Below are 25,549 nucleotides of genomic sequence, written 5' to 3' on the forward strand. Positions count from 1 at the left end.
CGTTTCGGCCCAGCGCGCCCGAAGCTTTCGAGGATGCCATGGCTGAATTCGACGTCGACCTCTTCGTCATCGGGGCTGGCTCGGGTGGAACCCGCGCCGCGCGCATAGCGTCCGGCCACGGCGCGCGCGTGATGATCGCGGAGGAAGACCGCATCGGCGGCACCTGCGTGATCCGCGGCTGCGTGCCCAAGAAGCTTTTCGTCTATGCCAGCCGCTTCGCCGAGGATATCGAGGACGCCGCCGGCTTCGGCTGGACGGTCTCGAAGCCGAGCTTCGACTGGCCGACCCTGCGCGATGCCGTCGCCAATGAGGTGACGCGGCTGTCGGGCCTTTATCGCAAGGGGCTGGACGGTGCCGGCGTCACGATCCGCGAGGAGCGCGCCACCGTGGTCGATGCCCACACCGTCCGCCTCGCCAAAAGCGGCGAGACGATCCGCGCGCGGCATATTCTGGTCGCGACCGGCGGCTGGCCCGCCTTCGATCCGCCGATCCCGGGCGGCGATCTCGGCATCTCCTCGAACGAGATCTTCCATCTTCCGAGCCTGCCGAAGCGCATGCTCGTCGTCGGAGGCGGCTATATCGCGCTGGAATTTGCCAGCCTGTTCGTGCGGCTGGGCGTCGAGGTCACCGTGCTGCATCGTGGCGACAACATCCTGCGCGGCTTCGACGAGGACATCCGCACAAGGCTGCGCGACGCGCTCGAACATGCCGGCATCCATTTCCGCCTCGGCTGCACGGTCGAGCGCATCGAGGCTCTCGCCGATGGTTCGCGCCGGGCCCATTGCGCCAAGGGCGCACCGATCGATGCCGATGTCGTGCTGGTCGCGACCGGTCGGCGCCCCCACACTGCGGGCCTGGGCCTTGCGGAAGCTGGTGTCGAGCTCGGTTCGCTGGGAGAGGTCATCGTCGATGCGGGCTCGGCCAGCAGCGTGCCCTCGATCCATGCGGTCGGCGATGTCACCAACCGGATCAGCCTCACCCCCGTCGCAATCCGCGAGGGCCATGCCTTCGCCGACACGGTCTTCGGTGGCAAGCCCTGGCAGATGGACCATGCGACCGTCGCCTCGGCCGTCTTCACCACGCCCGAGATCGGGACAGTCGGGCTGTCGGAGGTCCAGGCCGCGGCGGCAGGCCATGAGCTGCGCATCTTCGAATCCGCCTTCCGTCCGATGAAGGCGACGATCTCGGGCCGGGCGGAGCGCATCTACATGAAGCTCGTCGTCGATGCGAAGACGGACAAGGTGCTTGGCGTCCACATCCTCGGCCATGATGCCGGCGAGATCATCCAGGCGGTCGCCATCGCCGTCACCATGGGCGCGACCAAGGCCGATTTCGACCGCACCATCGCGCTGCACCCGAGCGCGGCGGAAGAGCTCGTGACGATGCGGACGCCGCGGGTGGGGTAGGGCGGGACGATTGCGTCGAGGCGCCTCCGGGCGTATTCTAGAATACTGAGAGAGACATTCTAGAATGAGGTGCTTCGATGGGCATCAGCATCAAGAACGACGAGGTCGAGGCGCTGGCCCGCAAGCTCGCCAGCAAGCACGGCAAGGGCCTGACCGAGATCGTCCACGACGCCCTGCGCGAAAAGGCCGAACGCGAGGCCGCCGAACCGACGCTGTGGGAGAAGCTGGCGCCGATCCGCGAGCGCTTGGCCAAGGCCGGCAAGACCGGCTTGCAAGCCGATAAGGCATTTTTCGACGAGCTGAATGGCGAGTCGGAGCGGCTGTGATTGTCGTTGATGCGTCAGCCATCATCGGCATCATGGCGGAAGAGGACGACAGCGAGGCGTTGGCGTCGCGGCTTCAAGTGCTGCCACTGGGACCCGGCCGCCGATACGCCTCGACCGTGACGGTGTGGGAGGCGGCGTGCGCGCTGGCGCGCATTTGGAAGATCGATCGCAGCGAGGCTTTTGCTGAGGTCGGCGAGTTTATGGCTGCCGCCGAGATCGCGCCGATCGCGCCCGACATGGACATCACCGCACTCGCGATCGAAGCGTCAGAGCGCTATGGCATGGGGGCGGGTCGGCCCGGCATCCTCAACCTCGGCGATTGCTTCTCCTATGCGACCGCCAGGTACTTCAAGGCTGCACTGCTGTTCAAGGGCGGTGACTTCAGCCGCACCGACATGGAAGTGGCTTGAGCCTTGGCAATGTCCGCCAGATTGGCGTGATTCAAAATCGAAACGCGTTGAATCATCGCCTCAGGTCATTGAATCTCTTTCTCAGCCAGCGGAATCAGTCCGTAAGCCGATGCCCTCATCACCTTGAATCGATTCAGGTTTCGCTAACCATGACGCGGTTCCGATCCGCGCGTAGCCCGTGATCGGCGGGAGTGGCCTTCGCGTCGCCTTGGGTGTATAGGCCCGCCTTCGCGCTTCAAAGAGGTTAACCGGCGCGATTTAGAAGTCAGGAGCAGGACCCATGTCGGAGCGCTGGACGCCCGAGAGCTGGAGGGCAAAGCCCGTCCAGCAGATTCCGGATTATCCGGACCAGGCAGCCTTGAGGGCGGTCGAGCAGCAGCTCGCCGGCTTTCCGCCGCTGGTTTTTGCGGGTGAGGCGCGCAAGCTGAAAAAGGCGCTCGCCAAAGTCGCCAATGGCGAGGCCTTCCTGCTCCAGGGTGGAGACTGCGCCGAGAGCTTCGGCGAGCACTCAGCCGATAATATTCGCGATTTCTTCCGACTCTTCCTGCAGATGGCGGTGGTGCTGACCTTTGCCGGCGGCTCGCCGGTGGTGAAGGTCGGGCGCATCGCCGGGCAGTTCGCCAAGCCGCGCTCGACCCCGACCGAGACCATCGGCGGCGTCGAGCTGCCGAGCTACAAGGGCGACATCGTCAACGACAACGCCTTCACGCCGGAAGCGCGCATTCCCGATCCGCGCCGCCAGATCGAGGCCTATCGCCAGTCTGCCGCGACGCTGAACCTGATCCGCGCCTTCGCCACCGGCGGCTATGCGAACCTCGACAACGCCCATCGCTGGATGCTCGGCTTCGTCAAGGATGCGCCGGCCTCGTCGCGCTACAACGAGGTGGCCGAGCGCATCACCGAGGCGCTCGACTTCATGCGCGCCATCGGCATCGATCCCGAGACGCATCCCGAGATGCGCACGACGGATTTCTACACCAGCCACGAGGCGCTGCTGCTTGGCTACGAGCAGGCGATGACGCGCGTGGATTCGACCACCGGCGACTGGTACGACACCTCCGGCCACATGGTCTGGATCGGCGACCGCACGCGCCAGCTCGACCATGCCCATGTCGAATTCTTCCGCGGCATCCGCAATCCGATCGGCCTGAAATGCGGGCCGTCGATGACGGTCGACGGTCTGATGAAGCTGATCGAGGTGCTCGATCCGCAGAATCAGGCCGGCCGCCTGACTCTGATCGCCCGCTTCGGCGCCGACAAGGTCTTCGACAACCTGCCCGCCCTGGTGCGCGCCACCAAGCGGGAAGGCCGCAACGTCGTCTGGTCCTGCGACCCGATGCACGGCAACACGGTCAAGGCCGGCAACTACAAGACCCGGCCCTTCGACCTGATCATGACCGAGGTGAAGAACTTCTTCGCCGTCCACCAGGCCGAGGGCACCCATGCCGGCGGGCTGCATCTGGAGATGACCGGCAAGAACGTCACCGAATGCACCGGCGGCGCGCGCGGCATGACCGATGCGGATCTGAACGACCGTTACCACACGGTCTGCGATCCGCGCCTCAATGCCGAGCAGGCGCTGGAACTCGCCTTCCTCGTCGCCGAACTGGTCAAGCGCGAGCGCTCGGGCCGGGAGCGCCCGGAGGTCGAGGCGGCGGAGTAGTGCTCTGCCGGCTTGCATCGCGACAAATCAAAAAAGCCGGGGCGATCGCCCCGGCTTTTCATGTTTCAGCCGATGGCTGTCAGAATTTCAGGCCGGCTGCGACGCGCGCGGTGTTGACCGTCGTCGTGGTGCCTTCGACATCGGCGAAGCGGATGATCTGGTATTCGGCGCGCAGGAACAGGTTGTCGGTCAGAGCCATGTCGATGCCCGCGCCGGCCGAGAGGCCGAAGCCATAGACGTTCTGTTTGGTCTCGCCGACCCGTAGCGGATAGCCCGCTGCCACGACGTTGTTCTCGACCGCTCCAGTGACGGGGTTGATGCGGGAAAAGCGCCAGGTCGCGTCGATCGTCGAGACCGTGTTGAAACGCCCGACCGCCCCGCCAACTGTGGCGAACGGCATGATCCGGCCATAGGCCCACCCCATTCGGATGCGTGCGGTGCCGTAATCCAGCAGTTCCGCGCCCTGCCGGGTCGTCAACGAGAAATCGTTGACGGTGCCGTCCGAGGTCGTGAAACGCCGGCCGATAAAGTCGCTGACCAGATATTCGTGATTGGCGCGCGTGTAGTCGACTTCAAGGCCGAAAATGGCGTCGCCGAACGCAAAATTGTAGCCGGTGAAGCCGAAGAAGGTTGATCCGCTGTCGCGCTTGGCCGGCAGGTTGCTGACCAGCGACCCCATATTGACCTCGTTGCCGAGCGTCGTGTTGCGGAAGGCAAAGTTCGCCAGATTCTGCAGGCCGTTGCCCGGCTCGAACTTCGTATCGGAAACGCCGGCGCCGCCGCCGACATAGAAGCCGGACCAGTTCGTCTTGCCGTCGAAGAACTCCGGCGCCGGCGGTGCATCCTCGATCTGCGATCCCCGCAGCACGGGATAATCTGCGGCTGTCGCCAATGACGCGGATGAGAGGGCGCCGACGACGAGGGCGCAGGCGGCAAGGCAACCTTGGCTCATCGCGGTGATCTGGCGGGTACGCATGATCGCTTCTCCGAACGGCGGCCGGTAGTCGTGCAAGAACGGCTCGTGACTGATTCATGCGTGATTAACCCTAACGTCGGGTTAAGCCGGCGCGATCATCCGCACGGGTGGTCGCTGCCGCGACGTTGCCGCCGATCCCTCGCCGCGCTACAGCCCGGCCATGACCTCGTTCCGCCTCGCGCTTGCGCAATCGAACCCGACCGTCGGCGACGTCGCCGGCAATGCGGCCCGTATCCGGGCCATCCGGCAGGCCGCGGGGGAGGCGGGCGCCGATCTCGTGATGTTCCCGGAGCTCTTCCTCTGCGGCTACCCGCCCGAGGATCTGGTTCTGAAGCCGGCCTTCCAGGACGCCTGCCGCAAGGCCTGCGAGGATCTGGCGCGCGAGACCGCCGATGGCGGCCCCGCCGTTCTGGTCGGCCTGCCCTGGGCGGAAGGCGGCAAGCTCTATAACGCCTATGCGCTGCTCGACGCCGGCGTGATCCAGTCGGTGCGCTTCAAGGTCGATCTGCCCGATTACGGCGTTTTCGACGAGGCCCGCATCTTCGTGCCCGGCCCGTTGCCCGGTCCCGTGCTCTTCCGCGACAGCGTCCGGCTCGGCTTGCCGATCTGCGAGGATATCTGGAGCGAGGAGGTCGTCGAGTGCCTGGCCGAGACCGGCGCCGAGATCCTGCTCTCGCCCAACGGCTCGCCGTTCCGCCGTGGCGTCGGCGACGAGCGCATGAATGTCGCGGTCGCGCGCGTCGTCGAATCGGGCCTGCCGCTGGTCTATCTCAACCAGGTCGGCGGCCAGGACGAGCTCGTCTTCGACGGCGCCTCCTTCGTGCTCGATGCCGGGCGCAACCTGACGCATCAGCTTCCAGCCTTCCGCGAGGCGTTGGTCATGACCGACTGGGTGCGCGAGGCGGGACGCTGGCGCTGCCAGTCGAGCGAGATCGCCGTAATCGAGATCGGTGACGAGGCCGACTATGCCGCCTGCGTGCTGGGCCTGCGCGACTATGTCGGCAAGACAGGTTTTCCCGGCGTGGTGCTCGGCCTTTCCGGCGGCATCGATTCCGCGCTCTGCGCCGCGATTGCCGTCGATGCGCTGGGGTCTGAGCGTGTCACCTGCGTGATGATGCCTTCGCGCTTCACGGCCGCGCAAAGCCTCGCAGATGCGGAGGCTTGCGCGCAGGCGCTCGGCGTTCGCTACGAGACGGTGCCGATCACCGGGACGGTCGAGGCCTTCGAGTCCACATTGGCCGGGTTTTTCGCCGGCCGCTCGCCCGACGTCTCCGAGGAGAACCTGCAGAGCCGCACGCGCGGCACGCTGCTGATGGCGCTGTCCAACAAGTTCGGCTGGATGCTGGTGACGACCGGCAACAAGTCGGAGATGTCCTGCGGCTATGCCACGCTCTATGGCGACATGAATGGCGGCTTCAATCCGATCAAGGACCTCTACAAGACCGACGTGTTCCGCCTCGCCGCCCTGCGCAACCGCTGGAAGCCGGACAGCGCTCGGGGCCCAGACGGCATCGTCATCCCCGAGGCGATCCTGACACGACCGCCCAGCGCCGAATTGCGCGAGGATCAGACCGACCAGGACACGCTGCCGCCCTATGAGGTGCTCGACGCCATCTTGATCGCCCTGATCGAGCGCGAGCAGCGCGTCGCCGACATCGTCGCAAGCGGCCATGATCGCGACACCGTCGTCGCCGTGGAGCGCCTGCTCCACCGCGCCGAATACAAGCGCCGCCAGGCCGCGCCGGGCGTCAAGATCACCAGCCGCAACCTCGGCCGCGACCGGCGCTATCCGATCGTCAATGCGTTCTCCGACACGGGCGGGGCCGCCCATGCGCCCGATCCGGCGCTGGTCAGGGGCGTCGGTCGGGGAGGGGGCGAGAGTTTCGATTTCTGAGGGGCGTCCGCCGGGGCAATTGTCGCTGCCGCCCAAAAGCGCCATAAGCGCCGCCATGACCTCATCGCCTCTCCTGCGCTTCGCACCGTCGCCCACGGGCTATCTGCATATCGGCAACGCCCGCTCGGCGCTGTTCAACGGCCTCTATGCGCGTCGCCATGGCGGCCGCTTCATGTTGCGCTATGACGACACCGATCTGGCGCGCTCGAAGCCCGAGTTTGCGGATGCCATCGCCGAGGATCTGGCCTGGCTCGGCATCGTGCCCGATCTGGTGATCAGCCAGTCGCAGCGGCTGCCACTCTACGACGAGGCGGCGCAGCGCCTGCGCGCTTCGGGCCGGCTCTACCCCTGCTACGAGACCGCCGACGAGCTCGACCGTCGCCGCAAGCGTCAGCTCGCGCGCGGCTTGCCGCCGATCTACGACCGCGCCGCGCTGAAGCTCACGGACGAGGACAAGGCCAGGCTCGAAGCCGAGGGCCGCAAGCCGCATTGGCGCTTTCTGCTGGAGCCGCGCATCGTCGCCTGGAACGACCTGATCCGCGGCGATGCCCATGTCGATTGCGCCTCGCTTTCCGACCAGGTGCTGATCCGAGAGGATGGCAGTTATCTCTATCATCTGCCTTCGGTGGTCGATGACGCAGAAACCGGCGTCACCCACATCATCCGGGGCGAGGACCACGTCACCAACACGGCGGTGCATATCCAGATCTTCGAGGCGCTGGGCGCAAGCCTGCCTGCCTTCGGCCACCACAACCTGCTGACCACGGCGAGCGGCGAGGGGCTGTCGAAGCGCCTCGGCCATCTCTCGCTGCGCGGCTTGCGCGAAGCCGGCATCGAGCCGCTGGCGGTGGCGGCGCTCGCCATCCTGACGGGCTCGTCGGATGCTGTGCGCCCCGTCGCCAGCCTCGACGAACTGGCGGGGCTGGTCGATCTCGGCCATGTCTCGCGCGCGCCGGCGAAGTTCGACGAGCACGATCTTGAGACGCTCAGCGCCCGCACGCTGCACCAGTTGCCCTATGAGCCGGTGGCCGAGCGGCTGTCTTCTATCGGCGTGGACGGCAGCGAGGCCTTCTGGCTCGCGATCCGCGGCAATCTCGCGAGATTCGACGAGGTCCGCATCTGGGACGAGGTCGTGCATGGCCCGCTTTCGCCTGTCATCGCCGATCCCGCCTTCGCAGCGACGGCGGCGTCCGTGCTGCCGCCCGAGCCTTTCGACGCGACGACATGGAAGAGCTGGACCGGCGCGGTGGCGGCGGCGACGGGAGCCAAGGGCAAGGCCCTCTTTATGCCGCTCCGACAGGCCCTGACCGGGCAAGACCACGGCCCGGAACTGGCGGCGCTTCTGCCGCTGATCGGCCGTGAGAAGGTGCTGAAGCGGCTGGCGGGCGAGAGCGCCTGAGTTCCGTTCCATCCGGGCCGTCATCCTGGACAAGCGGCAAAGCCGCGCCGCTCCGGGATCCATCATAGGGCTCGACGGCGCTCTACGATGGATCCCGGAGCTCCGCTTCGCTGCGTCCGGGATGACGCGGTGTTTCTGAGCGAAACAACGGCTCAATCGTGCCGGTGCATCGCCGAACTATGCTTGGTGTCGCGCATCGTCGAATAGACCAGCAGCGAGACGAAAATCACGCCGGCAAGGTAGTAGTAGAAATACTGCTCATGGCCCTGTTGCTTGAAGAACAGCGCGATCGCTGGCGCGGTGCCGCCGAAGATCGAGACCGTTAGCGCATAGGGCACCGCGACGCCTGTCGCGCGGATCGATGTCGGGAACAGCTCGGCCTTCACCACCGCGTTGATCGAGGTGTAGCCGGCGACGAAGATCCAGGCGCCGGAGATCAGCAGGAAGGCGACCCAGGGTGACTTGGTGCCGGCGAGCGTCGTCAGCAGGGGCACGGTCAAAAGCGTGCCGGCGACGCCGAAGAAGATCAGCATCGGCTTGCGGCCGATCCGGTCCGAAATCGCGCCATAGATCGGCTGCAGGATCGCCGCGAAGATCAGCGAGCCGGCGATGACATAGGTCGTGGTGATGTCGGAGAAGCCGGCCGTCTGACGCACGAAGGTCTGCATATAGGTGGTGAAAGTGTAGAAGGCGGCGGTGCCGCCGGCGGTCAGGCCGACCACGATCGCGACCTCGCGCGGATATTTCAGGAGGCCACGCAGCGAGCTTTCGCGCTTGATGCCGCTCTTTTTGGCGGCCTCGAACGACTCGGTTTCGTGCATGTGCCGGCGCATGAACATGGCGGTGATCGCCAGCAGCGCGCCGATGACGAAGGGAATGCGCCAGCCCCAGGCGACCAGCTGCTCATGCGTCAGGAAGACGTTCTGGAGCAGCAGCAGCACCAGGATCGCAGTGAGCTGACCGCCGATCAGCGTCACGTATTGGAAGCTCGAATAGAAGCCGCGATGCTCGGGATCGGCGATCTCGGAGAGATAGGTCGCGCTCGCCCCATATTCGCCGCCAAGGCTCAAGCCCTCGATGATGCGCGCTAGCGCCAGCAGGGCAGGGGCCGCGAAGCCGATCGTGGCATAGGTCGGCGTCAGCGCGATGATCAGCGAGCCGAAGCACATCATCAGCACCGAGATGGTCAACGACAGGCGTCGGCCGTAACGGTCGGCGAGATGGCCGAAGAGCCAGCCGCCGATGGGCCGCACGATGAAGCCAGCGGCGAACAAAGTCGCCGCATTGAGCTGCTGCACCACCGGGTCGTTCGACGGGAAGAAATGCGGCGCGAAGTAGAGCGCAAAGGCAGTGTAGGCGTAGAAATCATACCATTCGACGAGATTGCCAACCGAGCCGACGAAAATCGCCTTGAGGCGGCGCTTGGCATCGGCCATTTCGATCGGGTGCGGATGGGCTGTCGCTGTGGTCTCTGACATGGCGGCCTCTGGGCCCGGCGTCGTCAGAACCTCGTCTGCACCCGCGGCGGCGGTACGAACAGGGCCCGGTCTGGCGGCTTTCCAGGCGAACGGGGTGGACGGTCACCCCTCTATTGCGCTGCAAATGCCATGCGTCCAGCGGCGAGACAGGTCAGTCTCGCGCGGCAGCTATGTTGCTCGTGCATGGAACTTAAACGGGAATGTTCAGGGCCTTGCAGTCGCTGGTCCAAGATTGGGCGCCAGATTCGGTGCGACGATGCGCACGGTGCGCCGTTCGCCGGTGACGCTGCGCGTCTCGCGCTTCAGTCCGTCGCCCTTGTCGAGAACGCGCTCGCCCACCGAGCTCGGGCCAACGCCGGCCGATTCCGTGCCGGCGGTCGGCGAGTTCTCCGAGGGCATCGGCTTCTCGTCGGGAATCTCCGGGATCGCGGTCGGCTGGACCGCCGGGGCCGGCGCCGCGCCGCGCCGCTTCGGATCGGGTTTGGCCTCTTTCGGCCGCGAGAGTTCGGCGGCCCGCTGCTCGGTGACGATGACGTCGCCCTTGCGCTTGTCGAGCAGGTATTCGGCTTCCTTCAGCGCCTGCGCCCAGCTCTGGCCCTGGCCCCGGCAGGTGCAGGCGGCGTCAAAACTGCGCTGGTATTTGCCGGCGTTCGGCAGCGAGGAGTAGGGCTGGCCGGTGGCGCGTGCGACGGAGTTCTGGATGTCGCCGCCATTGCTCATGCCATAGGCGAGCGTCTCGACGCCGGGGCAGAGGGCCTGGCACATCTCGTCGGAGCTGTCGCGCCCGCCGGGATTGTTGGCGAGCGGGAAGAAGAAGCCGTCGCAGGTGCGCACGCAGACGGTCTGTGGCCCGCCCATGCGCGGCTTCTCGGGCTCGACCGGCTGCTCGGGATCAAGCTCGGGCAGCGTCGAATCGATCTCGCCGCGACGCGGCTCCAGCCCGAAGATCGTCTCGAAGAATCCACGCGGCTGCGCCCGGCAATTGGTGTTGATGGCGGCGGCGAGCTGCGCCCGGCGCTGTTCGAGCGCACCGCCCTGGGCCTGCTGCTGCAGATTGCCGTACTGCGCCTGCAACTGGCCGATCTGGGCCCGCAGGCCGCCGCATTCCGGCGGCGGTCCGCCGCCGAAGATGGAGATTCCGCCTCGCTCGCAGCCCATGCCGCGATACTGGCTCGTCGCCTGGGCGAGCTGAGCGCCGACACGCTGCGCCATCTGCGCCGCGCGCGGATCGCCGCTGCCGCGCTGCCCTTGCAGGCTGGCGAGTTCCGAACGCCACGCGGTGCAGGACGGCGACTGCGCCAGCGCCGCGCCGCCCATGGTCGCCACTGCCAGCAACGCTGCGCCGAGGCGCATCGCGCGCCGTAGCCAGAAAGCTCTCGATGTCATCGCCGGTCGGGTCACGTCACCTGCTTGTCGGTCTCGATTCAGCCTGACGATCCTTGCCCAAGGCTGGCCTTGTGCGAGCCGGGCCGGATCGCCTTGGGCGCAACAACACCCGCCAAACGCGACGGAACTATGGAAGGACGCCGCGCAGCCTTGGAATGACGAGCGCGGCGCGCGATCCGCATGCCATATTCGCCGCGGCCGGGCAATCGGCGCAGCCCTGCTGAAAAGCGATGCAACCGCAGCGGTTGGCGCGGGCGCGCCGACTGTCTAGAACGCTCCAACCCCGCTTGCGCACGTCGCGCCGGCGCTGTGATCGGGCGATGCCGACATGACCGAACCTCTGGCGCTTGAAGACGCCTTCATCCCCGAGCTTCCGAGCTATTATCGCGGCAAGGTCCGCGAGAACTACGACCTGCCCAACGGGCGCCGCATTCTGATCTCGACCGACCGGCTGAGTGCCTTCGACCGCGCCATTGCCGCGATCCCCTATAAGGGCCAGGTGCTGACGCAGACGGCGCGCTACTGGTTCGAGCACACCGCCGATATCTGCCCCAACCATGTGCTTGAATACCCCGATCCCAATGTCGTGATCGGCCGGCTGCTCGACATCCTTCCCGTCGAGATCGTGGTGCGCGGCTATCTCGCCGGCACCACAGGCACCTCGATCCTGACCATGTACAAGCAGGGCCTGCGCGAGATGTATGGCGTACGCCTGCCCGATGGCCTGCGCGACAACGAGAAGCTGCCCGAGGCGATCATCACCCCGACCAGCAAGGCCTTCGATGGCGGCCATGACGAGCCGCTCTCTGCCGCCCATATCGTCGCCGAGGGCCTGCTGACCCAAGCCCAGTGGGACACGGTCAGCGCCTATGCGCTGGCGCTGTTCGCACGCGGGCAGGCCATGGCCGCCGAGCGCGGCCTGATCCTGGCCGACACCAAATACGAATTCGGCACGGATGCCGACGGCACGATCCTGCTCGCCGACGAGATCCACACCCCCGATTCCAGCCGCTACTGGATGGCCGGCAGCTATCCCCAGCGTTTCGAGGCCGGCGACAAGCCGGAATCCTTCGACAAGGACTTCGTCCGCAACTGGGTCGTGGCTCGCTGCGACCCTTACAAGGAGGAGCTGCCGCCGATCCCGTCCGAGCTGATCGCGCAGACGACGGATGTCTATGTGCGCGCCTTCGAGACCATCACCGGCCAGATTTTTGCCGCGCCCCCGGCCGGCGAGGTGCCGCTGGAGCGCATCCGCCGCAACCTCGCGCGGTTCTTCTGAGCGGCCGCCCGCTCAGCCCTCGTCGTCGCGATAGCTGCCGGCGAGGTGGCGGCTGCGCTCGGTCAGGGTGGACAGCACGCGCTCGAACACTTTGAGCTCCTCCGCCGCGATCCCTTCCGTCCATCGCGCCTGGAAGGCCAGCGCCAGCGGCACGATCTGCGCATAGATGCGCTCGCCCGCACTCGTCAGGGCGACGAAGGATTCGCGCCGGTCCTGCCGATTCTCCGAGCGTGAGATCAGCCCGCGCTTTTCCAGTTCGGAGACGGCGCGCGAGACCTTGGTCTTGTGCATCTGGGCGAGTTCGCCGATGTCGCGCGAGGTCAGCTTGCCGAATTCGCCGAGCTGCGCCACCACCCGCCATTCGGGTATGCCGATGCCGAACTCGGCGTCGTAAATCCGCCCCAAGGCCCGCGCCGAATGGAAGGCGACGACGTTGAGGCGATAGGGCAGGTACTGCTCCAGCCGCAGCGGCGTCTCCGGCGGGGAGGAGGGCGGTTTCGTCGACATGGTCAGGTTGCCGCCTTCCTTCGCCGCCGATCGCTCAGCGCGCCTTCAGCCGGTTCATGAACGAGTCGTAGGACAGCTCGGCCACCTGCCACCAGAGCAGGTTCTCGCCGCGGAAGGCGACCATCGAATCATACCCCGCCTTGAAGTCGGCGCTCCTGGCCGAGGTCTCGGCGTAGTACTCTTCCGCTGCCTTGAGCGCGGCTTCCATCACCGGCAGCGGGAAGGCCTTGAGCTGCGCGCCCTGCGCGACGAGCCGTCGCAGGCCGCCTGGATTCACGAAGTCGTATTTGCCCAGCATCCAGTTGTTGGCCGCCTCGCAGGCGTTCTGGACGATGGCCTGGTAATGCTTGGGCAGCTTGGCCCAGGCCTCCTTACCGATGATCAGGTGGAGCATGGCGCCGCCCTCCCACCAGCCGGGATAGTAGTAGTATTTCGCGACGCGGATGAAGCCGAGCTTCTCGTCGTCATAGGGGCCGACGAATTCGGCCGCATCGATCGTGCCGCGCTCCAGCGCCGGATAGACGTCGCCGGGCGCGATCTGCGTCGGCACCACGCCGAGCTTGGCCAGCACCGCCCCCCCCATGCCGCCGATGCGGAACTTCAGCCCCTTGAGGTCGTCGACGCCCTTGAGCTCATTGCGGAAGAAGCCGCCCATCTGGCAGCCGGAATTGCCGCAGGGGATTGAATAGGCCCCGAAGCGGTCGAGCACGCCGTTCACGATCTGCTCGCCGCCGCCGAAATACCACCAGCTATGCTGCTGGCGGGCGTTCAGGCCGAAGGGGATGCCGGTGCCCAGACCCAGCGTCGGGTCCTTGCCGATGTAGAAATAGGTCGGCGAATGCGCGCATTCGACCGTGCCGGAAGAGACCGCGTCGAGCGCCTGCAGGCCGGGCACGATCTCGCCGGGCGCAAACACCTGGATCTGGAACTTGCCGTCGGTGGCGTCGCTGACCAGCTTGGCGAACTGCTGCGCGGTCCCGAAGATCGTGTCGAGCGACTTCGGAAAGCTCGACGTCAGCCGCCATTTCACCTCGGGCTGCGACTGCGCCACGGCCGGCATCGCGACGGGGGTGGCGGCGGCTGCGAGCGCACCTGTTTTCAAAAAGTCGCGACGTTTCATAAGGTGTCCCTCCCTTGGGCCTGTTAAGCCCTTATTGGCGCGTCATGCGAGGAATGAAAAGACATGAAACTCGCTTCGCTTATGCATGGCCGGGATGGCCGCCTGGTCGTGGTCTCGCAGGATCTGACGCGGGCGACCGATGCCTTTCCGGTCGTGCCGACGATGCAGGCGGCGCTCGATGACTGGGACCGGCACGCACCCCGCCTTGCGGACCTTGCCGTCAGCCTGGAGCACGGCGCGGTGCCGTCCTTCCGCTTCCATGAGCATGATTGTGCCGCGCCCTTGCCGCGTGCTTATCGGCGGCTGGTGGCAGCGGGCTCCGACGAGGCGCCCAAGCCCGCGCGCTCCGACGCTGCACTCGGTCCGCGCGAGCCGGTCCGCGCCAGGGACGAAAACGCGGGCCTCCTCGTCGAGGCCGGCTTCGCCGTTGTCACAGGCGATGTCCCCGCCGATGTCGGCCAGACGCAGGCTTCGGCTCACATCCGCCTCGTCATGCTGGCTTGCAGTGTGAAGCTGCAAAATCTGGCTGCGGGAGATGGCCGTCGCGTCGCCGATCTCGCGCTGGAGCAGGCCTACAGCTTCTCGCCTGTCGTCGTGACGCCAGACGAGATCGGCGTGGCCTGGCGCAACGGCCACATTGAGCTGCCGCTGCTCAGGCAGATCAACCAGCAATCCCCGCAGCGCGGAGACACGGGCGGGGCGGGCGATGCCGCGAGCCTGATCGCCAGAGCGGCGTGGGGGCATGCGCTCGGCGCCGGTACGATCGTGGCCACGATCGTACCTATTGCGCAGGACCAGCCGCTGCGCTTCGGCGACACGGTCCGCATCGAGATGAAGGATGCGGCCAGCCACTCGATCTTCGGCGCGATCGAGCAGGAGATCCTCCCCGCTGGCTGAAGCAGCTTCATCCACAACGGAACCGGCAGGCGGCTTTCGCGTCGTCGTAGAGCTTGGCGCCTGCCGGAGCGGCAGATAACCTGTCGCCGATATCGCCGAAGCCCGCCGCGAAAGCCAAACCCCATGATCGAGCCCGTCGCCTTCTACCCCACCGCCGTTCCGCTCGCCTTCTTCGTCTGGGGGCCGGTTCTGGTGGTCGTGCTGTTCTGGGCTGTCGGCTTCTGGTCGAGCCGGCAGGGCGTGCCGCGCATGCTGGAGAACGACTGGAACGGCTTCAACGTGGCCGATGTCGAGAAGCTCTTCGCTATGTATGGCGAGACGCACCGGGCGCGCTATCGCAACCGCGTACTGCCGGCCGACGTCGCCTGCGCCTTCACCTATGCCATCGTCGGCGCGATCCTGATCGCGGGCCTGTCGATGCGCGGCCAGCCCTGGTGGGTGGCGGCGCTCTGTGGCGGTGGCTGGCTGCTGGGCGGCCTCTGCGATGTCGTCGAGAACCTCGCGGTCGCGCGGCTGCTCGACAAATATCCCAAGGTCGAGGCCGGCGACGTCGCCTTCGCCAGCCGGATCACCCAATTCAAGCTCGTGCTGTTCCTTGTCGGCACGATCGGTGCGATCGCCGCGGCGTATCTCGCCTTCAAGCCGCTGGCGGCCTGAGCGCTGCTCTGGCGAGTGCCGCAGCCCTCCACCATATTCGGGCAGGTGGCGCTAGGCCGCCCAAGGAGATTGTTCATGCGCATGAGTGTCGTCGCTTCCGCCGTCATTGCCGGCGCGCTCGGCCTTGCGGCCTGGGCAGCACCGGTCGCTGCGCAGGAAGACCTGATCTTCAAGAAATCGACCGTCTGGAAGATGCTGACGCCGGACGACAAGCTCGCCGTCTACGGCGTCGACGACCCCGTCGTCGAGGGCGTCGCCTGCCACTATACGATTCCGGAGAAGGGCGGCGTCTCCGGCATGTTTGGCGTTGCCGAGGAGGTCTCGGAGATCTCGCTCGCCTGCCGGCAGATCGGACCGATCAGGTTCAAGGAGAAGGCCGACCAGGGCGATGTCGTCTTCCGCGAACGCCGTTCGCTGGTCTGGAAGAAGATGCAGATCGTGCGCGGCTGCGACGCCAGGCGCAACGTGCTGGTCTATCTCGTCTATTCCGACAAGCTGATCGACGGTTCGCCGCAGAACTCGACCTCGACCGTGCCGATCATGCCCTGGGGTGGCAACGGCGACGCGCCGAAATGCGCTGAGTGGATCAAGTAAAGTCGAATCATGGATACGGCCTGCCACCGCTTTGTCCTGCAGGCCATGGACGCGGCACTTGGCTGTCCGATCCTCGAATCGCAATTCTCGCTGGAGACGATCGAGCCGCTGATCGCCATATTGGGCGATGACGTAAGGGACGTGCTCGACGGGGCAATCTGGGAGCTTGATGCCTCAGATCTGGAGCGCCTGTCGGCAGTGGTCGGCTTCGTGTTTCCTTGCCAACACGGCGAAGTCCGGCTTGTGGAGTGGCGCACTCTTCGTGCCGTGCCTTACCTGATCCATACCGAATTCGAGTTGCCGCTGATGCTCGAAGGCCGCAAACCATTCGCCGCCTTCGGCGATGGATATCCCAGCGACTGGTTCGAGGCCTGGATGGCCCTTTTCGACCCTTTCGTCGACGAGGGCCGTTTCGTCCGGCGCATCATCGACCAGCCATTTCCGTCGCCGAAGCGCAATGCATCAGGCGAGACGGTGGAAGGGACGCGATCCGTCTACGTCGCGCTTCGCGGAGAGGAGTGGCGGATCGACGCTTGGATCGAGACGTGGAAAACGGCGGCGCTGTCGGGCTGGAACGAAGCACTCGAGCGCCGCCAGGGCGAACTGCTCGGCTACACCGATTGGCAACGCGACTGGTGGGCCACGAAGCGCTGGGACGTCCTCACCCCCCGCAAGTAATCACCAGCGGCTGCTCGGGCGCGGCCTGGGCGGTCTTCGCCTTGGAAAGAGAGCCGGTGAAGTCTTCGCGCGAGGCCAGGCCGTAGGCGCTCGCCTTGGCGAAGCCCTGCGCCTCGCACCAGGCGTCGGCGACGATCTTGCCGCATTCGGATGTGCTGGAAAGGCAGTCGGCGACACCATAGCCGTCGCTGGCCGGAATCAGGAAGGTGCGCTGGTCGCTGGGAGCGGCCGACGTCTTGCTGATCGGCAGGAGCGACAGCGAAAGCCCGGCTCCGACGATCCCGAACAGGCCGATCAGGGCAACGGCGCGGCGCATTTTCCCGGGTGTCCTCGTGGCTGACGGGCGCTCAACCCTCGAATCAGGAGGATGGTTCCGATCAGTTAAAATTGAATGAAGTTCCGGCCTTCTGATGGTGCAGTGCGGCGAAATCGGGGCGCCTCTTGACGCGAAGCCCGCGCACAGGCAATCCATTTGTGATGACGCGAGCCCTCAACCCAATTTGCATGATTTGCCGCTAGCTTTCGCTGGCCGGCTGCTCACGTCCTCGTCCTGAAACGGAAAGACAGACAGCGCCCCGGCCAACGGCCAGGACAGGCTCGCCGTCACGTTCGTCTTCGTTTGCCAGGATACCCGCCCCGATGTCGCCGACCCTCAGGCTCTACAACACGCTGACGCGGACGAAGGAGGACTTCGTCCCGGTCGATCCGGCCAACGTCCGGATGTATGTCTGCGGCCCGACGGTCTATGACTACGCCCATATCGGCAATGCCCGCCCGGTCATCGTCTTCGACGTGCTCTACCGGCTGCTCAAGCATTTGGCGAAGCAGGGCGTGTGGGATGGCGGCAAGGGCGAGACCAAGGTCACCTATGCCCGCAACCTCACCGACGTCGACGACAAGATCAACGCGAGGGCAGCCCGCGACTGGCCGGGCCTGCCCCTGAACGAGGCGATCGCGAAGGTTACGCAAGCCACGACGGCGCAGTTCCACGCCGACATCGACGCGCTCGGCAACCTGCGACCCGACGAGGAGCCGCGCGCCACCGACCATATTGAGGCGATGAAGGCGATCATCGAGCGCCTGATCGCGCGTGGCGTCGCCTATGTCGCCGAGGAGCATGTGCTGTTCCATGTGCCGGCCGTCGCGCATCTCCGGTCGGCGCCCAAATATGGTTCGCTGGCGCGCCGCCCGCTCGACGAGATGATCGCCGGCGCCCGCGTCGACGTCGCCCCCTATAAGCGCGATCCGATGGACTTCGTACTGTGGAAGCCGAGCCGCGACGGCATCGATCCGGGCTGGCCCTCGCCGGCCGGCATCGTGACGCCCGGCCGCCCGGGGTGGCACATCGAATGCTCGGCCATGTCGATGGCGAAGCTGCTCGAACCCTTCGGCGGCGGGCTCTCCTGCGACGATCCGCGGAAGAACCTGTTCGACATCCATGGCGGCGGCATCGACCTCGTCTTCCCGCACCATGAAAACGAGATCGCCCAATCCTGCTGCGCCTTTGGCGGCGCGGACGGTACCGGCCGCATGGCCAACTACTGGATGCATAATGGCTTCCTGCAGGTCGAAGGCGAGAAGATGTCGAAGTCGCTCGGCAACTTCGTCACGATCAACGAACTGCTGGAGACGGAGACCTTCGGCGGGCGCAAATGGCCAGGCGAGGTGCTGCGCCTCGCAATGCTGAAGACGCATTACCGCCAGCCGATCGACTGGACGGTGAAGGCGTTGGAGGAGGCGGAGGCGCGCCTTTCTCGGTGGAATGAGTTTGCTGCTGAGCGAGCGACTTATGCAAAGAAAAATCGGTTCCGAGAAAGATTTCTAACAAGTCTATGCGATGACCTAAATTTATCAGAAGCGTTTACGCTGATTGATACGATTGTAGATGGAAAATTCGGCTATCGAAATAGCGATAGGCGTGAAGTAAGTATTATGCTTCAACTTCTTGGATTTAAACCCGAGGCGAGCAAGTTCGTAACGGCAGCTCGGGCCACGACGTATGTCATAAACACGCTCGGCGCTCTCTCGAAAAATGAGATGCGCAATATTGTGCGTAGTGCTGTCGAACGGCCAACGTCAAAGACGGGCTTGTTACGACCGCACGCAAAAACCATTGCAGCGCTTTTCGCTCTGAGGGATTGGGTTGACGAGAATATCGAGGCCCTGCGACCAGAAACTGGAGGTTTGGCCAGTCAGATCGATGCGTTCGAGCTAAATCTAAGGCCGTCGATCGGCGCTCACGATCGTGAGATCGAGCGCCTCATCGCCGCCCGCCTGGACGCCCGCCGCGCCAAGAATTTCGCTGAATCCGACCGCATCCGGGACGAGCTCGCCGCCATGGGCATCGCGCTCAAGGACGGCAAGGACCCCGCCACCGGCGAGCCGACCACGACCTGGGAGGTGAAGCGATGAACCGCGACGCCACTCCCGCATTCCGCTTCAACAAACAAGAAGAACGACGCTCATGACCCCGAAAATCCGCCGTGCCGGCGCGCTGTCCATCGCCATGAAGCTCGTCATGCTCGCCATGGTGATGCCGCGCGTGCTGCGCTTCAAATTGCGACGCAAGCCGTGACAGCGCAGCGCATCCATCTCTTCGACACGACGCTGCGCGACGGCGCGCAGACCACCGGCGTCGATTTCTCGCTCGACGACAAGCGCGCGGTCGCCGCCATGCTCGACAAGCTCGGCATCGACTATGTCGAGGGCGGCTATCCCGGCGCCAATCCGCTCGACACCGCCTTCTTCGCGAGCAAGCCGACGACCAAGGCGAAGTTCGCCGCCTTCGGCATGACCAAGCGGGCAGGGCGCTCGGCCGCCAACGACCCCGGCATCGCGGCGCTGCTGGAGGCCAAGGCCGATGCCATCGTCTTTGTCGCCAAGGCCTGGGACTATCATGTCCATGTCGCGCTCGAGATTTCGCTCGAGGAGAACCTCGCCGGCATCCGCGAAAGCGTCCAGGCCGCCAAGGCCGCCGGCCGCGAGGTCATGCTCGACTGCGAGCATTTCTTCGACGGCTACAAGGCCAATCCTGATTATGCGCTGGCCTGCGCCCGGGCAGCCTATGATGTCGGGGCGCGCTGGGTCGTGCTCTGCGACACCAATGGCGGCACGCTGCCCGACGAGATCTCGGCCATCGTCGCCGAGGTAGCCAAGGTCGTTCCCGGCGAGAATCTCGGCATCCACGCCCATGATGATTGCGGCTGCGCTGTCGCCAATTCGCTGGCCGCGATCGAGGCCGGCGTGCGCCAGATCCAGGGCACGCTGAACGGCCTCGGCGAGCGCTGCGGCAATGCCAATCTGGTGACGCTGATCGGCGCGCTCAAGCTCAAGGATCGCTATCGCGGCCGCTTCGAGATCGGTGTCAATGAGGCACAGCTTGGCGAGTTGACCCATACTTCGCGTCAGCTCGACGAGATGCTGAACCGGGTGCCGAACCGGCACGCGCCCTTCGTCGGGGCCTCGGCCTTCGCCACCAAGGCCGGCATCCATGCCTCGGCCGTGCTGAAGGACCCGCGCACCTATGAGCATGTCCCGCCCGAGGCGACCGGCAATACGCGCAAGGTGCTGATCTCGGATCAGGGCGGCAAGTCGAACCTCGTCGCCGAGCTCGAGCGCATCGGCGTCACGCTCGGGCGAGACGACCCGCGCCTCGGCCGGGTGCTGGAGGAGATCAAGGAGAAGGAAGCGCAGGGCTATGCCTTCGAGGGCGCCGACGCCTCCTTCATGCTGCTGGTCAAGCGCATCATGGGCGAGGTGCCGGATTATTTCACGGTCGAGCGCTTCGCTGTGAATGTCGAGCGCCGCCACAATGCGCTCGGCGACCTCGTCACCTTCTCGGAGGCGATCGTGAAGCTGACGGTCGGCGGCGAGGTGCTGATCACGGCAGCAGAAGGCCCGTCCGGTCCGGTCAACGCCCTCGACCAGGCGCTGCGCAAGGATCTCGGCCGCTACCAGGCGCTGATCGAGGGCCTAAGGCTGGTGGACTACAAGGTTCGCATCTTCCAGGGCGGCAGCGATGCGGTGACGCGCGTCCTGATCGAATCCATGGACGAAACCGGCGAGCGCTGGACCACGGTCGGCGTCAGCGCCAACATCATCGACGCCTCGTTCCAGGCGCTGGTCGACTCGATCACCTACAAGCTGCTGCGGGCTGGCGCGACGGTGTGAGGCGCTTCCGTCATGGTCGGGCTTGTCCCGACCATCCACGTCTTCTTTCGTCGAGGCTTGCGTTCAAGACGTGGATGCTCGCCACAAGGGCGAGCATGACGGTGGAGCCAGCGACCCTCACTCCGTCAGGCGAATAATCCTGTCCTTGCACAAATCCATGCCCTCGGCGTCGCTCTCGGCCTCGTCGCCGAACTTCGCCAGCACGAAATAGCTGCAGCCGGCCGGCTTGTTCAGTTTTACGGCGACGCTCTGGCCCGGCGCCAGCGGCTTGGCGATCTTGCCGACGAGGCGGGGCTGGTCACCGCCGGTGGCGATCTCGAACAGGGTGAGCGGTGCGGTTCGCATGTTCTTGATGGTGATCTGGGCCGGTGGCTTGGCCTTCTGGGCGGCGGCGGGCAGGGCGCCAGACAGAAGGCCGACGCTGATCCCGAGCAGTCCGGTCACGACAACGCGTTGAATTTTCATGGTTGTTTTGTCCCCGGTGACGCGCCTTGGGCGCTCCGAGTGCGATCTGACACCGCGCATGGGACGTAAGCAAGGCAGCCGCCGCCGCAATCCCGCCCTGCGCGACGCCCCATGCATTCGCTGGCGATTGGCCCTATATCAGCCTCCCAACCTGGAATCGTCCCAAGATGTCACCGCCTGTAGCGCCGCCTCCGGCGCCGACCTTCGTGCGCCCCGCCTTGCTCCAGCCGGGCTCCGGCTTCGTTGAGACCTTCCGCGCGCTCTGGCCCTATCTCTGGCCGGCGGACCGCGCCGATCTGCGCAAGCGCGTCGTGCTCGCCTTCGCCCTGCTGGTCATAGGCCGCGTCGTGCTGATGGGCGTGCCGTTCGCCTTCAAATGGGCGACGGATGCGCTCGCTAACACGCCGTCGAGCTTGCAGCACTGGCTGCCCTGGCTGGTTGGAGCGCCGTTGGCCCTGACGGTGATCTACGGTCTCGCCCGCGTCGGCTCCGCCGCCTTCATCCAGTTGCGTGACGCGCTCTTTGCGCCGGTCTTCATGCATGCGGTCCGGACGCTGGCGCTGCAGACCTTCGGCCACCTGCATCATCTTTCGCTGCGCTTCCATCTCGAACGCAAGACGGGCGGACTGACGCGGGTTCTGGAGCGCGGCCGCAACGGCATCGAGGAGATGGTCCGGCTCGGCCTGAACCAGCTCGTGCCGGTGGTGATCGAGCTCGTTTTGATCATCGCCGTGCTGCTGACGATCTTCAACTGGGTCTATGTCGTCGTGCTGGTCGTGATGGTCACCACCTACATGGCCTACACCATCAAGGCGACGGAGTGGCGCATCGCCATCCGCACCCAGATGAACGAGTCCGACACCGACGCCAATTCGAAGGCGATCGACTCGCTGCTCAACTACGAGACTGTGAAGTATTTCGGCGCCGAGGCCCGCGAGACCGCGCGCTACGACGTCTCAATGGCGCGCTACGAGCGCAATTCGGTCAAGGCCTACACATCGCTCGCCTGGCTGAATTTCGGCCAGGCCGCGATCTTCGCCACGGGCCTGACGATCTCGATGGTCATGGCCGTGCAGGGCTTCCGCGCGGGAACGCTGACCGTCGGCGATTTCGTGCTGATCAACGCCATGCTGATCCAGCTCTATCAGCCGCTGAATTTCATGGGCACCGTCTATCGCGAGATCAAGCAGGCAACCCTCGACATCGAGCAGATGTTTTCCCTCATCGGCAAGGACCCCGAGATCCAGGACAAGCCGGGCGCCAAGCCGCTTGCCGTTCCGGCCGGCGAGGTCACCTTCGAGGACGTGCATTTCGCCTATATCCCCGAGCGGCCAATCCTGAAGGGCATTTCCTTCACCGTACCGGCGGGCAAGACGATCGCCATCGTCGGCCCCTCGGGTGCCGGCAAGTCGACGATCTCGCGGCTGCTCTTCCGCTTCTACGAGCCGCAGAAGGGCCGCATCCTGATCGACGGCCAGCCCATCGCCGACGTGCAGCAGGTAAGCTTGCGCGCCGCCATCGGCATGGTCCCGCAGGACACGGTGCTGTTCAACGACACGATCGAATACAACATCCGCTACGGCCGTCCCGAGGCGACGGAAGCCGAGGTCGAGGAGGCCGCGCGCCTCGCCCAGATCGACCGCTTCATCAAATCCTTGCCGGAGGGCTACGCCACCTCGGTCGGCGAGCGCGGCCTGAAGCTCTCGGGCGGCGAAAAGCAGCGCGTCGCCATCGCCCGCACCATCCTGAAGGGCCCGCCCGTGCTGGTGCTGGACGAGGCGACCTCGGCACTCGATTCCTTCACCGAGAAGGAAATTCAGGACGCGCTCGACCGGGTCAGCGAAGGCCGCACCACGCTGGTCATCGCCCACCGGCTCTCGACCGTGATCAATGCCGACGAGATCATCGTGCTCGACAAGGGCCTGATCGCGGAACGCGGCCACCACCGCGACCTGCTCGCCGCTAACGGCATCTATGCGGCGCTGTGGAACCGCCAGCGCCAGGTCGACGAGGCCAAGGCGACGCTGCAGCGCGCCACCGCCGAGGAAGAGCCGAGCGTGCGGGTTTCGCTGACGCCGTAGGGCAGAGTGGCGTCCCTCGTGCCGTCTGGTCGGGCTTGTCCCGACCATCCACGTCTTCGCTGATCGAAGGTCGTGTTGAAGACGTGGATGCTCGCCACAAGGGCGAGCATGACGGGTCTGCTTTGCCAACCTGCGACGCAGCATTCGAATTGAAATCGCTCGCATCTGCGAGCGGTTTCCGGCATCCTGCGACCACCGGAGTCGCCTGCTCCGGCTAGCGCCGGGGGGCTTCCAGATGTTCGATCCGACCACATTCGTAGGCTTTCACACCTGGCTCAGCCTGGTCGCCATCGTGGCGGGATTTCCCGTCGCGGCGAGCTTGCTGAAAGGCCATGTCCGGCCCGGCTGGACCGGCGTCTTCCTCTCGACGGCCTTCGCCACCAGCGCGACCGGATACGGCTTTCCCTTCAACGGCGTGCTGCCCTCACACATTGTCGGCGCGATCTCGTTGTTGCTCGTCGGTATCGCGGGCTACGCGCTCTATGCCCGCCGGCTGGATGGCGTCTGGCGTCGCACCTATGCCATCACGGTGATGTTGACCTTCTACCTGCTGCTCTTCGTGCTGGTCGCGCAGCTCTTCTCCAAGGTCCCGGCACTGCGGGCGATGGCGCCGACCCAGTCCGAGCCGCCCTTCGCCATTTCGGAAGGACTGCTGTTCGTGGTCTTCGTCGTGCTGACCTGGCTGGCGGCGCGGCGCTTCACGACCTACCGCGCGCTGGCCTGAAAAGGCTCCCGCTCAGGCGCGCGCGACGGCGCTCATCCGCAGCGGCCGCTTCGGCCGCAGCGTGATCTTCAGCGTCGGCTCGGGCGCCCGAGTGGAGACCGGTTCGAGCCGCAGCGCCGGCAGCAGCACGGCGAGGATCGCGACCGCCTCCATCGTGGCAAAGGCGCTGCCGATGCAGATGCGCGGCCCGGCACCGAACGGCAGATAGGCGTAGCGGTGCCTTGCGCGGACCGCTTCCGGTGCAAACCGGCCGGGGTCGAATTCATCCGGCCGATCCCAGAGCCGTTCATGCCGGTGCACCGCCTGGATCGGCACATAGAGCACCATGCCTTCGCTGAGCGAGACGCCGCCGAGCGTGAACGGAGCCTCGACCTGGCGGGTGATGACCGGAGCCGGCGGATAAAGCCGCATCGCCTCCTGGAACACGGCCTTGGTCAGAGGCAGCGCCGCGACGTGCTCCGGCCGCAGCGGCCCACCGCCGGTAACGCCTGCGATCTCGGCGAGCACGGCGGCCTCGTGCTGGCGATGCTGCGAGAGCAGATGCAGCGTCCAGGCGAGGCCGAGCGCCGTCGTCTCATGGCCGGCGGTGACGAAGGTCAGCAGGTTATCGACGATCTCGACATCGTTCATCGCCCGCCCGGTTTCCGGATCGGCGCTCTCCATGAGCATGTCGAGCAGGTCGCCGCGAGGCTCCGCATCGGTCCGGCGCTGTGCCACCAGCCCGCCGAGGCTCTCGCGCAGATAGCTGACGGAAGCTCTGGCCTTGCTGCGGCCGGGATAGGGCAGCCAGCCGGGCGCGCCGAACAGGTTGTAGACGAACATGAAATTGGTCGGTTCGAGATAGTCCGAAATGGCCCGCTCGACCTTGCCGACATCGAGCGCCTGCGAGCCCGACAGCATCGTCTCGATGATGATGTCGAAGGTCGTGCGCATCATCTCGTGGCCGATATCGAGCGGCCCGGGCGCCGCCAGCCAGCGCTCGCGCGTCGCTTGCGCCGTTGCGATCATCGCCGGCAGGAAGCCGAGCAGCCGCTCATGCTGGAAGCCCGACGCCACCGCCTGGCGCTGCCAGCGCCAATGCGCGCCGTCGGCCGTCAGCAGCCCCTCGCCGATGGCCGGTCCCAGCACCTTGCGGATCAGATCGCCCTTGCCGAGGCAGGCGGCCTGCTTCGTCAGCGCCTCCTGGATCATGGCGGGGTCGCAGACATAGAGGCTGGTGCGCCCGCCCGTCTTCGCCAGCACGAGCTTCTCGCGATAGACCTCCGGCGGCATCGCCTGCAGAGGGTTGCGTAGCAGCGAGGCGATCACGGACAATGCCGGACGCCGGCTCTCGACCAACCCGGAGGGCTTTGCTGCATCGAGGGCGGTCAGTGTCACGGCGCGGTCTCCGTCGTCATGCGCGATATTCCCTCGGGAATGGGGCGCCAATGCGCCGCTTT

23 protein-coding genes are annotated in these 25,549 nt (G+C 65.8%); 15 read left to right on the forward strand and 8 right to left on the reverse strand.

The window, feature by feature from the left end; translation table 11 throughout:
- The first annotated feature begins 38 nt into the window (after nucleotides 1–38).
- The 4 genes from gor (at nucleotide 39) to AC1DYU_RS15685 (ending at nucleotide 3,805) form a co-directional block, all read left to right on the forward strand.
- Nucleotides 39–1,406, forward strand: coding sequence for a glutathione-disulfide reductase (gene gor / locus AC1DYU_RS15670; RefSeq protein WP_476792444.1), 1,368 nt, complete (start codon nucleotides 39–41; stop codon nucleotides 1,404–1,406).
- A 77-nt stretch (nucleotides 1,407–1,483) separates the two neighbouring features.
- Nucleotides 1,484–1,732, forward strand: coding sequence for a type II toxin-antitoxin system VapB family antitoxin (locus AC1DYU_RS15675; RefSeq protein ID WP_158483636.1), 249 nt, complete (start codon nucleotides 1,484–1,486; stop codon nucleotides 1,730–1,732).
- Entirely contained in the window at nucleotides 1,729–2,142 is a 414-nt protein-coding gene (locus AC1DYU_RS15680; RefSeq protein ID WP_476792445.1) for a type II toxin-antitoxin system VapC family toxin, read from the forward strand. Before AC1DYU_RS15675 ends, AC1DYU_RS15680 begins: the two co-directional genes overlap by 4 nt.
- 280 nt (nucleotides 2,143–2,422) lie before the next feature.
- Complete coding sequence (locus tag AC1DYU_RS15685) at nucleotides 2,423–3,805, forward strand: class II 3-deoxy-7-phosphoheptulonate synthase (RefSeq protein ID WP_476792446.1); 1,383 nt, start codon at nucleotides 2,423–2,425, stop codon at nucleotides 3,803–3,805.
- 79 nt (nucleotides 3,806–3,884) lie between these two features.
- Here the strand turns inward: AC1DYU_RS15685 and AC1DYU_RS15690 are convergent, their stop codons facing one another.
- Nucleotides 3,885–4,781 (reverse strand): outer membrane protein, encoded by an 897-nt coding sequence (locus AC1DYU_RS15690; RefSeq protein ID WP_476792447.1) that lies wholly within the window; start codon nucleotides 4,779–4,781, stop codon nucleotides 3,885–3,887.
- 160 nt (nucleotides 4,782–4,941) lie between these two features.
- On the opposite strand from AC1DYU_RS15690, the gene AC1DYU_RS15695 reads away from it, so the two are divergent.
- Both AC1DYU_RS15695 and gltX read left to right on the forward strand, forming a co-directional pair.
- Nucleotides 4,942–6,675: an NAD+ synthase gene (locus AC1DYU_RS15695; protein WP_476792448.1), complete on the forward strand. Its 1,734-nt coding sequence runs from the start codon at nucleotides 4,942–4,944 to the stop codon at nucleotides 6,673–6,675.
- A gap of 55 nt (nucleotides 6,676–6,730) precedes the next feature.
- Nucleotides 6,731–8,074 (forward strand): glutamate--tRNA ligase, encoded by a 1,344-nt coding sequence (gene gltX / locus AC1DYU_RS15700; RefSeq protein WP_476792449.1) that lies wholly within the window; start codon nucleotides 6,731–6,733, stop codon nucleotides 8,072–8,074.
- 152 nt (nucleotides 8,075–8,226) lie between these two features.
- On the opposite strand, the gene AC1DYU_RS15705 is transcribed toward gltX, so the two are convergent.
- The gene (locus tag AC1DYU_RS15705; RefSeq protein ID WP_476792450.1) at nucleotides 8,227–9,552 is read right to left on the reverse strand and encodes an MFS transporter; all 1,326 of its coding nucleotides are present in this window, start codon (nucleotides 9,550–9,552) and stop codon (nucleotides 8,227–8,229) included.
- Nucleotides 9,553–9,756: 204 nt separating this feature from the next.
- Entirely contained in the window at nucleotides 9,757–10,938 is a 1,182-nt protein-coding gene (locus tag AC1DYU_RS15710) for a DUF2865 domain-containing protein (protein WP_476792451.1), read from the reverse strand.
- 328 nt (nucleotides 10,939–11,266) lie between these two features.
- Between AC1DYU_RS15710 and AC1DYU_RS15715 the strand changes: the two genes are divergently transcribed.
- Entirely contained in the window at nucleotides 11,267–12,217 is a 951-nt protein-coding gene (locus AC1DYU_RS15715) for a phosphoribosylaminoimidazolesuccinocarboxamide synthase (RefSeq protein ID WP_476792452.1), read from the forward strand.
- Between the two features lie 12 nt (nucleotides 12,218–12,229).
- On the opposite strand, the gene AC1DYU_RS15720 is transcribed toward AC1DYU_RS15715, so the two are convergent.
- Both AC1DYU_RS15720 and AC1DYU_RS15725 read right to left on the reverse strand, forming a co-directional pair.
- The gene (locus AC1DYU_RS15720; protein ID WP_158483646.1) at nucleotides 12,230–12,724 is read right to left on the reverse strand and encodes a MarR family winged helix-turn-helix transcriptional regulator; all 495 of its coding nucleotides are present in this window, start codon (nucleotides 12,722–12,724) and stop codon (nucleotides 12,230–12,232) included.
- 34 nt (nucleotides 12,725–12,758) lie between these two features.
- Nucleotides 12,759–13,844 (reverse strand): TRAP transporter substrate-binding protein, encoded by a 1,086-nt coding sequence (locus AC1DYU_RS15725; RefSeq protein ID WP_158483647.1) that lies wholly within the window; start codon nucleotides 13,842–13,844, stop codon nucleotides 12,759–12,761.
- A gap of 63 nt (nucleotides 13,845–13,907) precedes the next feature.
- Here AC1DYU_RS15725 and AC1DYU_RS15730 point away from each other — a divergent pair, with 63 nt between their 5' ends.
- The 4 genes from AC1DYU_RS15730 (at nucleotide 13,908) to AC1DYU_RS15745 (ending at nucleotide 16,670) form a co-directional block, all read left to right on the forward strand.
- A complete protein-coding gene (locus AC1DYU_RS15730) occupies nucleotides 13,908–14,741 on the forward strand; it encodes a fumarylacetoacetate hydrolase family protein (RefSeq protein ID WP_476792453.1) in 834 nt (277 codons plus the stop codon).
- A gap of 123 nt (nucleotides 14,742–14,864) precedes the next feature.
- Nucleotides 14,865–15,398, forward strand: a complete 534-nt coding sequence (locus tag AC1DYU_RS15735; protein WP_158483649.1) for a hypothetical protein — start codon at nucleotides 14,865–14,867, stop codon at nucleotides 15,396–15,398.
- Between the two features lie 81 nt (nucleotides 15,399–15,479).
- Entirely contained in the window at nucleotides 15,480–15,992 is a 513-nt protein-coding gene (locus tag AC1DYU_RS15740; protein ID WP_158483709.1) for a CreA family protein, read from the forward strand.
- A gap of 9 nt (nucleotides 15,993–16,001) precedes the next feature.
- Nucleotides 16,002–16,670 carry a hypothetical protein gene (locus tag AC1DYU_RS15745; RefSeq protein WP_158483650.1) on the forward strand — a complete coding sequence of 223 codons (669 nt, stop codon included), beginning with the start codon at nucleotides 16,002–16,004 and terminating at the stop codon, nucleotides 16,668–16,670.
- Here AC1DYU_RS15745 and AC1DYU_RS15750 read toward each other — a convergent pair.
- Nucleotides 16,654–16,986: a hypothetical protein gene (locus AC1DYU_RS15750; protein ID WP_476792454.1), complete on the reverse strand. Its 333-nt coding sequence runs from the start codon at nucleotides 16,984–16,986 to the stop codon at nucleotides 16,654–16,656. The genes AC1DYU_RS15745 and AC1DYU_RS15750 overlap by 17 nt on opposite strands.
- A gap of 323 nt (nucleotides 16,987–17,309) precedes the next feature.
- Between AC1DYU_RS15750 and cysS the strand changes: the two genes are divergently transcribed.
- Together cysS and cimA are read left to right on the forward strand one after the other, a co-directional pair.
- Nucleotides 17,310–19,082, forward strand: a complete 1,773-nt coding sequence (gene cysS / locus AC1DYU_RS15755) for a cysteine--tRNA ligase (RefSeq protein ID WP_476792455.1) — start codon at nucleotides 17,310–17,312, stop codon at nucleotides 19,080–19,082.
- Nucleotides 19,083–19,241: 159 nt separating this feature from the next.
- Entirely contained in the window at nucleotides 19,242–20,840 is a 1,599-nt protein-coding gene (gene cimA / locus AC1DYU_RS15760; protein WP_476792456.1) for a citramalate synthase, read from the forward strand.
- A 117-nt stretch (nucleotides 20,841–20,957) separates the two neighbouring features.
- Here the strand turns inward: cimA and AC1DYU_RS15765 are convergent, their stop codons facing one another.
- Nucleotides 20,958–21,305 carry a hypothetical protein gene (locus AC1DYU_RS15765; RefSeq protein ID WP_476792457.1) on the reverse strand — a complete coding sequence of 116 codons (348 nt, stop codon included), beginning with the start codon at nucleotides 21,303–21,305 and terminating at the stop codon, nucleotides 20,958–20,960.
- Between the two features lie 167 nt (nucleotides 21,306–21,472).
- Between AC1DYU_RS15765 and AC1DYU_RS15770 the strand changes: the two genes are divergently transcribed.
- Nucleotides 21,473–23,386 (forward strand): ABCB family ABC transporter ATP-binding protein/permease, encoded by a 1,914-nt coding sequence (locus AC1DYU_RS15770; protein WP_476792458.1) that lies wholly within the window; start codon nucleotides 21,473–21,475, stop codon nucleotides 23,384–23,386.
- Nucleotides 23,387–23,621: 235 nt separating this feature from the next.
- Nucleotides 23,622–24,110 (forward strand): hypothetical protein, encoded by a 489-nt coding sequence (locus AC1DYU_RS15775; RefSeq protein ID WP_476792459.1) that lies wholly within the window; start codon nucleotides 23,622–23,624, stop codon nucleotides 24,108–24,110.
- Between the two features lie 12 nt (nucleotides 24,111–24,122).
- Here AC1DYU_RS15775 and AC1DYU_RS15780 read toward each other — a convergent pair whose 3' ends face one another.
- On the reverse strand, nucleotides 24,123–25,487 hold the full coding sequence (locus tag AC1DYU_RS15780; protein ID WP_476792460.1) for a cytochrome P450: 1,365 nt from the start codon (nucleotides 25,485–25,487) through the stop codon (nucleotides 24,123–24,125).
- Nucleotides 25,488–25,549 lie beyond the last annotated feature (62 nt).

Source organism: Allobosea sp. P2_B12 (genome assembly GCF_056404835.1).

Bases quoted from the DNA above. Each gene is read 5' to 3' on its own strand.
- gor (WP_476792444.1), top strand. From the start codon at position 39: ATGGCTGAATTCGACGTCGACCTCTTCGTCATCGGGGCTGGCTCGGGT.
- AC1DYU_RS15675 (WP_158483636.1), top strand. From the start codon at position 1,484: ATGGGCATCAGCATCAAGAACGACGAGGTCGAGGCGCTGGCCCGCAAG.
- AC1DYU_RS15685 (WP_476792446.1), top strand. From the start codon at position 2,423: ATGTCGGAGCGCTGGACGCCCGAGAGCTGGAGGGCAAAGCCCGTCCAG.
- AC1DYU_RS15690 (WP_476792447.1), bottom strand. From the start codon at position 4,781: ATGCGTACCCGCCAGATCACCGCGATGAGCCAAGGTTGCCTTGCCGCC.
- AC1DYU_RS15695 (WP_476792448.1), top strand. From the start codon at position 4,942: ATGACCTCGTTCCGCCTCGCGCTTGCGCAATCGAACCCGACCGTCGGC.
- gltX (WP_476792449.1), top strand. From the start codon at position 6,731: ATGACCTCATCGCCTCTCCTGCGCTTCGCACCGTCGCCCACGGGCTAT.
- AC1DYU_RS15705 (WP_476792450.1), bottom strand. From the start codon at position 9,552: ATGTCAGAGACCACAGCGACAGCCCATCCGCACCCGATCGAAATGGCC.
- AC1DYU_RS15710 (WP_476792451.1), bottom strand. From the start codon at position 10,938: ATGACATCGAGAGCTTTCTGGCTACGGCGCGCGATGCGCCTCGGCGCA.
- AC1DYU_RS15715 (WP_476792452.1), top strand. From the start codon at position 11,267: ATGACCGAACCTCTGGCGCTTGAAGACGCCTTCATCCCCGAGCTTCCG.
- AC1DYU_RS15720 (WP_158483646.1), bottom strand. From the start codon at position 12,724: ATGTCGACGAAACCGCCCTCCTCCCCGCCGGAGACGCCGCTGCGGCTG.
- AC1DYU_RS15725 (WP_158483647.1), bottom strand. From the start codon at position 13,844: ATGAAACGTCGCGACTTTTTGAAAACAGGTGCGCTCGCAGCCGCCGCC.
- AC1DYU_RS15730 (WP_476792453.1), top strand. From the start codon at position 13,908: ATGAAACTCGCTTCGCTTATGCATGGCCGGGATGGCCGCCTGGTCGTG.
- AC1DYU_RS15735 (WP_158483649.1), top strand. From the start codon at position 14,865: ATGATCGAGCCCGTCGCCTTCTACCCCACCGCCGTTCCGCTCGCCTTC.
- AC1DYU_RS15740 (WP_158483709.1), top strand. From the start codon at position 15,480: ATGAGTGTCGTCGCTTCCGCCGTCATTGCCGGCGCGCTCGGCCTTGCG.
- AC1DYU_RS15745 (WP_158483650.1), top strand. From the start codon at position 16,002: ATGGATACGGCCTGCCACCGCTTTGTCCTGCAGGCCATGGACGCGGCA.
- AC1DYU_RS15750 (WP_476792454.1), bottom strand. From the start codon at position 16,986: ATGCGCCGCGCCGTTGCCCTGATCGGCCTGTTCGGGATCGTCGGAGCC.
- cysS (WP_476792455.1), top strand. From the start codon at position 17,310: ATGTCGCCGACCCTCAGGCTCTACAACACGCTGACGCGGACGAAGGAG.
- AC1DYU_RS15765 (WP_476792457.1), bottom strand. From the start codon at position 21,305: ATGAAAATTCAACGCGTTGTCGTGACCGGACTGCTCGGGATCAGCGTC.
- AC1DYU_RS15770 (WP_476792458.1), top strand. From the start codon at position 21,473: ATGTCACCGCCTGTAGCGCCGCCTCCGGCGCCGACCTTCGTGCGCCCC.
- AC1DYU_RS15775 (WP_476792459.1), top strand. From the start codon at position 23,622: ATGTTCGATCCGACCACATTCGTAGGCTTTCACACCTGGCTCAGCCTG.